The sequence below is a fragment of the Staphylococcus sp. HMSC13A10 genome, assembly GCF_001808005.1.
GTDB lineage: Bacteria > Bacillota > Bacilli > Staphylococcales > Staphylococcaceae > Staphylococcus > Staphylococcus pasteuri.
The window spans coordinates 58,576-69,939 of the sequence record NZ_KV791880.1 but is presented as its reverse complement, the minus strand read 5'-3'; the positions used below and the strand labels follow the sequence as shown (position 1 = coordinate 69,939).

Annotated in this window: 11 protein-coding genes and 1 pseudogene; 5 read left to right on the top strand and 7 right to left on the bottom strand. The window is 28.6% G+C overall.

The genetic code is table 11. The annotated features are described in order from the left end of the window. The first annotated feature begins 7 nt into the window (after positions 1–7). The 4 genes from ureE to HMPREF3125_RS09785 are packed head-to-tail and all read left to right on the top strand — an operon-like array spanning position 8 to position 2,605. Positions 8–460, top strand: a complete 453-nt coding sequence (gene ureE, locus HMPREF3125_RS09800; protein WP_017638562.1) for an urease accessory protein UreE — start codon at positions 8–10, stop codon at positions 458–460. Then, positions 453–1,142: an urease accessory protein UreF gene (locus HMPREF3125_RS09795; protein ID WP_046467139.1), complete on the top strand. Its 690-nt coding sequence runs from the start codon at positions 453–455 to the stop codon at positions 1,140–1,142. The genes ureE and HMPREF3125_RS09795 overlap by 8 nt, the downstream gene beginning before the upstream one ends. Before the next feature lie 12 nt (positions 1,143–1,154). Next, the gene (gene ureG / locus HMPREF3125_RS09790; RefSeq protein ID WP_070453588.1) at positions 1,155–1,769 is read left to right on the top strand and encodes an urease accessory protein UreG; all 615 of its coding nucleotides are present in this window, start codon (positions 1,155–1,157) and stop codon (positions 1,767–1,769) included. Beyond that, positions 1,769–2,605, top strand: a complete 837-nt coding sequence (locus tag HMPREF3125_RS09785) for an urease accessory protein UreD (RefSeq protein WP_017638565.1) — start codon at positions 1,769–1,771, stop codon at positions 2,603–2,605. Before ureG ends, HMPREF3125_RS09785 begins: the two co-directional genes overlap by 1 nt. Before the next feature lie 349 nt (positions 2,606–2,954). Here HMPREF3125_RS09785 and HMPREF3125_RS09780 read toward each other — a convergent pair whose 3' ends face one another. From HMPREF3125_RS09780 to HMPREF3125_RS09765, 5 genes are all read right to left on the bottom strand, one after another. Beyond that, positions 2,955–3,296, bottom strand: a complete 342-nt coding sequence (locus HMPREF3125_RS09780; RefSeq protein ID WP_029055839.1) for a transcriptional regulator, SarA/Rot family — start codon at positions 3,294–3,296, stop codon at positions 2,955–2,957. Between the two features lie 414 nt (positions 3,297–3,710). Then, a complete protein-coding gene (locus HMPREF3125_RS09775; RefSeq protein WP_046467138.1) occupies positions 3,711–4,040 on the bottom strand; it encodes a PH domain-containing protein in 330 nt (109 codons plus the stop codon). Between the two features lie 28 nt (positions 4,041–4,068). After that, positions 4,069–4,791 (bottom strand): transcriptional regulator, SarA/Rot family, encoded by a 723-nt coding sequence (locus HMPREF3125_RS09770; protein ID WP_046467137.1) that lies wholly within the window; start codon positions 4,789–4,791, stop codon positions 4,069–4,071. A gap of 40 nt (positions 4,792–4,831) precedes the next feature. Continuing rightward, positions 4,832–5,194, bottom strand: a complete 363-nt coding sequence (locus HMPREF3125_RS13115; RefSeq protein ID WP_256278100.1) for a hypothetical protein — start codon at positions 5,192–5,194, stop codon at positions 4,832–4,834. 48 nt (positions 5,195–5,242) lie between these two features. Then, a complete protein-coding gene (locus HMPREF3125_RS09765) occupies positions 5,243–6,805 on the bottom strand; it encodes a helix-turn-helix transcriptional regulator (protein ID WP_256278099.1) in 1,563 nt (520 codons plus the stop codon). A 624-nt stretch (positions 6,806–7,429) separates the two neighbouring features. Between HMPREF3125_RS09765 and HMPREF3125_RS09760 the strand changes: the two genes are divergently transcribed. Continuing rightward, positions 7,430–8,212 carry a CHAP domain-containing protein gene (locus HMPREF3125_RS09760; protein ID WP_017636248.1) on the top strand — a complete coding sequence of 261 codons (783 nt, stop codon included), beginning with the start codon at positions 7,430–7,432 and terminating at the stop codon, positions 8,210–8,212. A gap of 435 nt (positions 8,213–8,647) precedes the next feature. Here HMPREF3125_RS09760 and nhaC read toward each other — a convergent pair. Beyond that, positions 8,648–10,042 (bottom strand): annotated as a pseudogene (gene nhaC / locus HMPREF3125_RS09755) (Na+/H+ antiporter NhaC). Positions 10,043–10,113: 71 nt separating this feature from the next. Further along, positions 10,114–11,184, bottom strand: a complete 1,071-nt coding sequence (locus HMPREF3125_RS09750) for an NAD/NADP-dependent octopine/nopaline dehydrogenase family protein (protein WP_070453584.1) — start codon at positions 11,182–11,184, stop codon at positions 10,114–10,116. Positions 11,185–11,364 lie beyond the last annotated feature (180 nt).

Sequence of the window (11,364 nt, the reverse complement as noted above, 5' to 3'; positions counted from 1 at the left end):
ATTGTTAATGATTATAGAAGAAATTCAAGGCAATATTGCTAATTTATCAGCTGATGAAAAAAATAAACATGTAGAAAAAGTTTATCTAGAAAATTCTGACTTAGTTAAACGTATCCAACGCGTAAAAACGGATCATGGTAATGAAATTGGTATTCGTTTGAAACAACCTATCGATTTACAGTACGGTGATATTTTATATAAAGATGATACAAACATGATTATCGTTGATGTAAATTCTGAAGATTTACTTGTTATCAAACCACGTACATTAAAAGAAATGGGAGATATTGCCCATCAACTTGGTAATCGTCATTTACCTGCACAGTTCACAGAAACTGAGATGTTAGTACAATATGACTATCTCGTTGAAGATTTACTTAAATCTTTAGGTATTCCTTATAGTCATGAAGATAGAAAAGTAAACCAAGCGTTTAGACATATAGGACATTCTCATGATTGATCATCAAAATTTACGCTTATTTCAGTTCTGTGATTCACAGTTTCCAACCGGTGCATTTAGTCATTCATTCGGCTTGGAAACATATATTCAACATGAAGCGGTACATGATGATTTAACATTTGTTCAATGGTTAAAATTATTTTTAAATGAACAGCTAACTTATTCTGATGGTTTAGCAATGAAAATTGTATACGAAGCCTTAGACAATAATGATGTTGATAAAATCTTACGTATGGATCGACTTATCTTTGTTCAAAGTTTACCTAAAGAAACTCGTGTCGGGGCTAAACAAATGGGCACTCGAATGGTGAAATTAGCTATGGAATTATACGATAGTGAATGGATTCAATGGTATCATGAACAAATGAAAAATAAAAAAGCTAAGTTACATCCAGCAATTTGTTTTACTATGCTTGGTCATTATTTAGGCGTTGATATTAGTACAATTATTGATTATTATCTCTATCAAAATGTATCTAGTCTCACGCAAAATGCAGTAAGAGCTATTCCCTTAGGTCAAACTGCCGGTCAAAAAGTAGTAACTCAAATGATTCCTTATATAGAAGAAACACGAAATCATGTTTTATCTCTTGATGAAAGTGACTTTGGTATGACTGCGCCTGGATTAGAATTAAATCAAATGGAACACGAAAATGTAAATGTAAGAATATTTATTTCATAGGAGGTCAAATATATGACTGAACCAATTAAAATTGGAATTGGTGGACCTGTTGGTGCAGGTAAAACTCAATTAATAGAAAAAGTTGTTAGACGTCTAGCTAAAGATATGAGCATTGGCGTTATAACAAACGATATATATACAAAAGAAGACGAAAAAATCTTAGTCAATACAGGTGTCTTACCAGAAGATAGAATTATCGGTGTTGAAACTGGTGGTTGTCCGCATACAGCAATTCGTGAAGATGCTTCTATGAACTTTGCTGCTATTGATGAATTGTTAGAAAGAAATGATGACATCGAACTTATTTTCATTGAATCTGGTGGCGATAATTTAGCTGCAACATTTAGTCCTGAACTTGTTGACTTTTCAATTTATATTATCGACGTTGCCCAAGGTGAAAAAATTCCACGTAAAGGTGGACAAGGTATGATTAAATCTGATTTCTTTATCATTAATAAGACAGACTTAGCACCTCACGTTGGCGCTTCTTTAGACCAAATGACTGAAGATACAAAAGTATTTCGTGGTGACAGACCATTCGCATTTACAAACTTAAAAACAGATGAAGGCCTAGATGAAGTTATTGAGTGGATTGAACGAGATACGTTACTTAAAGGATTATCATAATGTCTCAACAATCTTGGACAGGTCAACTTGATTTAACGGTTTTTAACAATGGTAAACGTTCTGTAGCACGTGACATCTTTTTTGAAAAGGCATTAAAAGTCATACGTCCTGTTTACCTAAATGGGTCAACTACCCCTACTTTCTATATTGTTAATGTAGGTGGTGGTTACCTTGATGGTGACCGTTATTCTATGAATTTCAATATTGAAGATAATGCTAGTGTCACATTAACGTCTCAAGGTGCAACAAAAATTTATAAAACTTTAAAAGATCATGTTGAACAATATCAAACTTTCCAATTAAAACCTAATGCTTATATGGAATACGTAGCTGATCCAATCATTGCTTATGAAAATGCTAAATTTTATCAACACAATCGTTTTGATTTAGATGAAACAAGTGCGATGTTTTATACCGATATTCTCACACCTGGTTACTCATCAGATGATAAAAACTTTTCATATAAATATATGCATTTAGTTAATGAAATTTATATCAATAATGAACTCGTAACATACGACAATCTTATGTTAAATCCTGAAAAAAATTCAATTGATTCTTTAGGTTACATGGAAAATTATACACACTTAGGCTCAGCATATTTTATTCATCCTAGTGTAAATCAAAAATTCATTGATGAAATTTATAATCAAATTAAACACTTTGAGAAAGAATTAAACTGTCGATTAGGTATAACTCAATTACCTACTCATGGACTTTCAATTAGAATTTTGTCTAACCGTACGCAGTATATAGAATCCATACTTGAAAAAGCCCAATCTTATATTGCTAATGAACTGTATGATAGAGAAATTAACTTTTTAAGAAAATATTAAATTAAAAGGCATGGTTACAAATGTAACCATGCCTTTTTCAAGCTAAAAAATAAGGATGAAGCTATATTATGTAGTTTAGATGCTATTCAATTTGTGATCAATGGATACTCTTTATCGTATTAACAATAAAAACACATTCACTAACCATTAAATAAATCTCTTTTCTATTTAATAAACTTTCTTACTGATCAACATCTATCATTTCCTAGCTACCCTATTAAATGGAGCATATCATATAAATTTATATACTCCATTCCACTTCTCAATTCCAAAACCTACTTTTCCATTACATCAATCACCTGAATTTGAACCCTTAATATAAGAAATACAATATAATAAAACGAGTTACTTAGATATATTGTTCTAATTCATCAATGAGCTTTTTAATTTTATCTTTTTGTTCTTTAGTTACATATACTATAACTGTACGTTCATCATGAACACTTCTTTTTTTCGATAATAAATCTAACTCTTTTAGTTTTTGTAATGCTTTTGTTAAGTAATATGGTTTAAATTCAGAACATGTCGCAATTTCTTTAGAAGAAATCTCAGTAGAACCACTTTTTAAGATATAATTCAAAATATAAATTTCCTCATAATTCAAATTATATTTCTTTTTAGTGTCTCTAAAGAACTTTTTCACTTGAAATGTAGCTTCTACTAAATCATTAATATTTTTTATTTTTGCCATTTTAAAAACCACTCCTCTGATGCACATCTTGTTGTAGCAAGGCTCACATAATTTCATCTAACTGAATTGAACTCCACCCATGTTACAAAGTTCATTTTAAACAAACAAGTATAAAAATTCAATAATTTTATTACTCGAATTTGCATTTATATATTTATTACTTTTCACAAACATTTATTTAACTTTATTCAAGGTTATTAAAATATGCATATCAAAATTTTAATACTTTTAATTATTGGTTATATTTTAATTATTTTATAATAACTATCTGATTAATTGACTTTTTAGAAGTAATTCTACATGTTTAAACTTTTAAAATAAAAAAGCGATAAGCCAGAAAAAATTAAGAATTAATTTATTCACGGTTTATCGCTATATTAATAATTTTAATTCAGCTGATTTTGAAACTCTAAATTACTTTGATTGTAATTTTTCTTTAACAAAATCAACAAAACTTTGTACATCGTTAGATTTAAAATCGTGCATTGGAATTTTACCAATATTGAAATCAAAAGTGATTGTTTTACCATCATATTGTATATCATTAACTTCATCATACCCAATACTTCTATAATAAAATTGTCCATTCATATCTACATTCATTATAATTCTTTCTGAAGTAGCTATAAATGCACCTTCAAATTGTGACTGTCCTCTAACTTCGTAATCCATAATGCCTAATACAGAAGGCCCTTTTTTCTCTGTTGGAAATAAATCATTGGGATTTACATTATCTAAAATCATATGTTAACTCCTTCTATCACTTACTAATTTACAAGTTCTTCATTCCTTGTTTTAAAGTATTGTAACATGATTCAATAATAGAAAGTATTAAGGATGCTTTACAATCGTTCAATTTTAATATAATCGTTCTTTCATCTTCTAAACTACGTTCTTTGATTATATAGCCTTTTTGATTTAACTTTTTTATTATAGAACTTAAAGAAACTATACCTACTTGAGTTTTATATCTCATATACTTAACTGTCATTTTATTATCATTATTAAGTAATATTGCTAACAAATACACCTCTTCCAAAGAGAGATTATTAATCATTAATTGTTCATCCATATCATCAAGTACCTCACCACATTTAATAAAATATAAAATGTGGTTACTTACTCTCTGATTTATAACTATCTTTCGAGATTCTAGCATCTCATCAATTTCATTAAATAATAAATGAATTTTATTCTTCTGTTGTTCTGACATAGTAATAACCAATTTTCGTTGATCTTTGTCATCACGTTCTTTTGATATCCAATTGTTTTGATACAAATATTGCAACATTTTTAAAATTGAAAATTTCGATCGCTTATTATACATTTCGAGTTGGCTAATATCTATATGCTTATTTTCATCATATAAATATAATATAAAGTAGAGTAATTTAACATGATTTATAGTTAAATGGTATGAATATTTTAAATAATCATTAGCTAATTTAACTAACATATAGTGTGCTACAAAACAGTTCATTTTCACATATGACATGACATATCTTCCTCTCTACTAATCAGTCATGCATAATTAACTAAATCAATATTTTAATATGTGCTATTGTCATACTTGGTAATCGAATTAAGCTTTCTTCTATGTATTTTTTAGTCATTTCGCCAATCCAATAAAGGTTCTCTATTTTCATTTCACTTACAATTGATTCATTATCGTTTTTCATTGGTTTCATAAATGTTTGATAATTAATCATGTTAATTTCAGCATGAGTGATTTTATTAATACTTGAGAAATTTAATTGAACTTGCTCAACATTTGGATTTTTGGAAATAGGTAAATCAAATAGTGCAATACATTGATATTCATTTTTATAATTAGTAACTAATAATTGTGTATCTAGATAAACTATATCCCCTCGTAGTTGATTAAAAATATTTAGCATAAATAAAATGGAATCTGACAATGAAATTTGAGATGACTGTTTTTCTTTCTAATCTAAATGTTGCCAATATAAATGAATAGATCTCATATTACATAGATGTTTAAATATATTTTTCAAATTTTTTAAATCAACTATATCAATAAGTTCTTTTGTTGTATTTGTAAATAAATTACTTATCATTAACTTATTTGGTTGCGCTAATTTGATTTTATCTGTCTGATTTATTGGAAGAATAATATAGTCAACGAATGTTTCAACTTGTTCAACTATTGCTAATTGTTCTTCATTAGGTCTCCATAGCAAAATGTGATTATCAAAATATGAATTTAAAATTTGCTTAAGTTCTTTTATTTCAAATAAACTTAATTCATGCATTAAAAATTCAATATTTTCATTTCTAAAGCGTCTTGATACTTGAAACAACGTATTCATTAATTGTTGTAATGCTATTCTTTCTTGCGCTGTAAAATACTTAGATTGTTTAGTTTTGATTTTATAAACAGGCGTCATATGTACATCGTCCATTAATGTCAACAATTGAGTTATGTTATCTTCAAATATTTTTATATTTTGCATAATTAAGTCAAAATCAATGTCAATAATAAGATGTATCTCATTACTTCTATAATTCAATTTATTTTTTAATTTTAATAAATCAAAATGACTCAACGTCATTAATTTATTCATTTCTATATAAAGTTGATATGGAAAAATACAATTCTGTTTGTCTTGCGCAGAAAATTGAATATCACATTGTATAGATGTGTTATTAGAACCTTTCTCTATATTACGTATAAGTTTAAACACATTTTCGTCCAATTTAATTTCTTCAGTTTCATTATTTGAGATAGATGTTCCTATGTATTTCTTTCTAATTAATTTAGGAGTTTGTCCATAAGCTTCTTTAAAAAGTTGTATAAATCGAGAATAGTGATTAAACCCATGCTTACCAGCTATATCTTCAATAGGAAGATTCGTTGAAATAATATCTAATAAACAAAATCTAAGTCTAATATGATTTAAATATTGATTAAAACTATTGAATGGCGTATGACGAAACATTTCTGTTAATAATTGACTAGGTATTTTTGTAGCAGACACGAGATCACTTTTAATAATTTTTTGTGAATGATTCTTAACTAAGTATTCATGAACTGGTTCAGCAATAAAAGATAATTTTTCATTATCATTAATATTTGAATCAACTGAACATAGTTCGATACACAAGTATTTAATAACTTTATCTATCGTCATGTATTGAGTTTGATTGATACATCTTAATTCAATTAGTTTCTTTAATAACCAAGATATTCTTGTATGATTTTCTGAATTAATTTCTCCACCTAATAAACTCGTCCCAGGAGTCATAAATCTCATAAAATCCTTTGCCGAAATTTCTATTAGACTAGTTATAGCTTGTTCTTCACTATTAATTTGATACACATCATTAATCATAATAAGTGCAATGCTACCGGTTTGCATTTTATATCTTTTTAAGTTGATTAATATATCTCCATTCCCTTTCAACCAATAAACAAGTTTAACATTTGTCTCTTTACTATTATTAATAATTAAATTCTTGAAAACACGAATTGAATAATTTTCTATCATTTAAATTCCTCACGTTGCATATAGACATATTTCTAATCTTTATTTTGTCCCCATTTCTTTTAAATCTTTAAATTAGATAACATCTATCTTCTTACTTAATTGTATAATGATTCAAAAATTTATAGTAGCAATTTATTTTAATATTATATCAATTTTTAATTATATTTAAATAGCATGTTTTGAACTATATGTTACTTTATCCATATTTCTTAATATTTTATCACTGCTCATTCATCTTACTTTGATTTTAAAATATGCACGTTAGTCAACGTATGATTAAAAGAGGTTGTCTCACACTTAAAAATTTTGTTTATACTTTTCATCTATATTCAATTTAAATTTTCTGTAAATTTACAGATATGTAACACATCATTTTGTAACTTTTTTAATATATTTGATAAATAGCTTAACCACCATATTTATGTGCCTTTCATGTACTATTATATTAATTTTAAATTGTGTAACAATATTAGCATAAAATTACAAATCAATAACAAGGCACACAAATTCACTTTTTTTTGGTAAAGTATGTCTTGTCGTTAACAAACGAAATAAAACTTACATAAACTATAGCATTAATGCTATTTAAACTTTTTAAACATATTTTAGGAGGATATTTATCAAATGAAAAAAATCGCTACAGCTACAATCGCAACTGCAGGAATCGCTACTTTCGCTTTTGCAAGTCATGATGCTCAAGCAGCAGAAAATAATAACGGGGGCTACAACCCAAATGACCCAAGTTCATATAGTTACTCATACACAATCGATCAACAAGGTAACTACCACTACACTTGGAAAGGTAACTGGAGTCCAAATCAAGTAAACCAAAATAATAGCTACGATTATGGTTACAATACTCAAGCTTACAATTACAACAATAATAATTACAATAGTTATAACAATAATTACAATAGCTACAAAAATAGTTATGATTACGGCTATAATACACAAGCTTATAATCAAAACAACCAACGTACAGGTGGTCTTGGTGCTAGTTACTCAACTTCAAGCAGCAATGTACATGTAACTACTACTACTGCACCATCATCAAACGGTGTATCATTATCTCAAGCATCTTCAAATGGTGGTAACTTATATACTGCTGGTCAATGTACTTATTACGTATATGATCGCGTAGGTGGTAAAGTTGGATCAACTTGGGGCAATGCTAATAACTGGGCAAATGCTGCTGCAGCTGCAGGTTATACAGTAAATAATAAACCAGCTGCTGGTTCTATTTTACAAACAACTCAAGGTGGATATGGTCACGTTGCATATGTTGAAAGTGTAAATAGTAATGGTTCAGTACGTGTATCTGAAATGAATTATGGTCATGGTGCTGGTGTTGTTACTTCACGTACAATCTCAGCTAGTCAAGCCGCTTCATATAACTACATTCACTAATCAATTTTAAATATTAATAAAAAGAAGACCGAACTATAAGTCACTTTCTAGTGATTTCATAGCTCGGTCTTCTTATATTATATTAGTGCAACTATTATTTACTCATCAAAAATGTCGTAACTTATCATTCGACATAGTCAATAACCAAACGAACCAGGTAATATCAATATATCTCACCTGGTTCTTTGATTATAAACAAATTCAAATAAATTTCTTGATTAGTCTTTCTCATAATAATTGGCAATTTATTAATATGTTGTTTAAAAGAATTCGTTTAGTCTAATATTTCACGGTTAAATTCCGCTACAAAACTTAACCCCTACTCTAATTAGAAGGATATTTATCATAGTTAAAACATAATGAAGATATAATCGCTACAATTTATACCTATGTAATTGTTTTAACGTATTTACTATTTTCCACTTATTTATTAATTTAAACTTCATTTTTATTAATTTTTTTAATTCCTATTCCTGTAAAGCCATATATCACTGCTATAATTGCGCAAATGTAACAAGGAACTGTCCAAATAAAGAAGTCATTAACATTTACATTTAATTGTTGTGCATAGTATATACCTGAAGTACCCCAAGGAATTAAAGGTAACACCATTGTACTTGAATCTTCTAACGTTCTTGATAACACAGTTTGTGATAATTGTCTTTCTTCAAACATTTCTTTCATTAAAACGCCAACCATAATGATGACGATAGAAGCTACACCTGCCGCAAAAACTAACATAAGACAACATACAACTGTTATTAAAATCAGTGTCCCTACTGAATTAACACCTTTAGAGACAGTTTTTAACAATACGTCTAAACAACCTGTTCTTTCTACTATCCCCGCAAATGCATAACCGCAAAATATCGTAACAATAATTTCGGTCATACTCATCATACCGCCTTGCTCAATAAGTGCTTTAACATTATTCGACACATGGCTATGATTCGTCATTGTATGGCTAAAGCCATTAAATGTCGCTTTAAATCCATCAACGATATTGAAATGATTATTAAATGTACCGACTAATAATGCACTTAAACTTGATATTAACATCGCAGGTACTGTAGATATTTTACATAGTAAACAAATGATTATAACAATTAAAGGAATCCATACAAATACATTGATATGATATATCTTTGCAAGTTCATGTAGTAATTGTTCAATTTGTTTAGGATTAGTTTGACTATGGTAGCGTAATCCAACAAAAAACCAAACAATTAAACCTATGATTGATGCAGGAATTGTTGTCCACATCATCGATTTGATATGTGCAAAGATATTCACCTTTGTAACTAAAGCTGCTAAATTGGTAGTATCAGAAAGTGGCGACATTTTATCACCAAAAACAGCTCCAGCAATAATTGCACCGGCAGCCATACCACTATCAATGCCTAATTGATTTCCTATTGATATTAAAGCAATCCCTGCAGTGGATGCAGATCCCCAAGCAGTCCCTGTTGCTACTGAAGTAATTGCACTAATTATAAAAGCTGATACTAAATAATAACTCGGATTTAAGAAATTAAGACCATAATAAATGAGTGCCGGAACTGTACCTGAAAACATCCAGCTACCAACTATAATACCTACTGCTAAAATGATAAATATAGCTGGCATTGCTGTATTTAAACGTTTAGAAATTCCTTCTTCCAAATCTTCCTATCGTAAGCCTACACGGTATGCAATACAAGCTGCATATGCAGAAGAGATCAATAACAATACTTGAATAGGTATGTTAAATATTACAAAACCAGTAGTTACTACTATTACCATAACTATAATAGTAGATATCGATTCTAAAAAAGTTGGTTGTCTTTTCATATATTTTCCCCTTATCTATACTTTTCTTTTTGAAACAAGACCTCTTTCCTTTCAATATTTTTGACATGTAATTATTCTAAATCTAATTTATCTAATCCTAATTCTTCTACAGTTAAACCATCTTCAAAGAAATCACGTTCTAATATAGTAGAAGCAATGACAATGACTGCATCTATATTAGGTGTAGGTACATCTATGACACGGCCTAAACTTGACCATAGCACTAGACCATATGCAATATCCTCTGTCAGATATCTATTTTCCACATGATTAGGACCTGGAATTTGAGAAAATACTGGACTGGTATTAAATAATCTATTTAATGGTTCGTCTTCATCTTTACGTTCTAAATACCCTCTTTGAATTCTTGATTCTTTAGCGGTTTCTAACTCAAAACCTAATTTACGTCCTAAATTTAAACGTTCTAATTCAATGCCATGAAGTAAACGTACCGTATGTTTTGTTATTCCTTCTTTATATAATGAGAACTCTTCTGCATAATCTATACGACCTACATTTAATAAAGTTGGCCCTGGATGAACTTCGGGGTTACCATTTTCTAAATTAGTTTTAAGTAAACTTTCTTCTTTAACTAGGTTTGGATAAATTTCTGATACTTTATCATAACTATCATTCAATTCTTCTCTGTTAAATGTTGAGAAATAAACTCTACGTACGTTTAAAGATAAATCAACACGTGCTTCATTAAAGTCAACACGAGTCCCATATGTTAATGTATTCGCTTCTGCAAAATTAGGCATAACATCAATATGTCTGTCTTCTAATACATTCATAAAACGAATAGATGCCATAGAAGCTGCAATGTTAAAGAATATTAATTGATCATTTGTCACATGATAAGACATCACTTTTGCATAATATTCTATAAATGAAGAAGGAATAATAACTTGAATAATTTCTGTATCTTTCATTACATCTTCAATATCATCACTAATATTAGTGAATTCTATAAATTTTTCTTCGCCTTCATTATTAAAATCAAACCCACCACGTTCAAATGCTTTATTGAACTTTTCAATAGATTGATTTCGGCAATATAATTTAACATCATGCCCTTTGTCTACCATATCTAAAGCAGCTGTTACTGCACCATTACCTGATCCAATAATTGCAATTTTCATATAAAAACCTCTTTCTTATTTATATTTCATTAAAAAGGTGGAACTAAAATGGCTTTATAAAAAGTTATCCTAGTCCCACTCTATACCTTCGTAAATCATTAATAATTTTACATTTCTACATTATAATTGTTAATACAATATGATTAAACTATTTATTTAGTTTAGTCACCATTTACATAT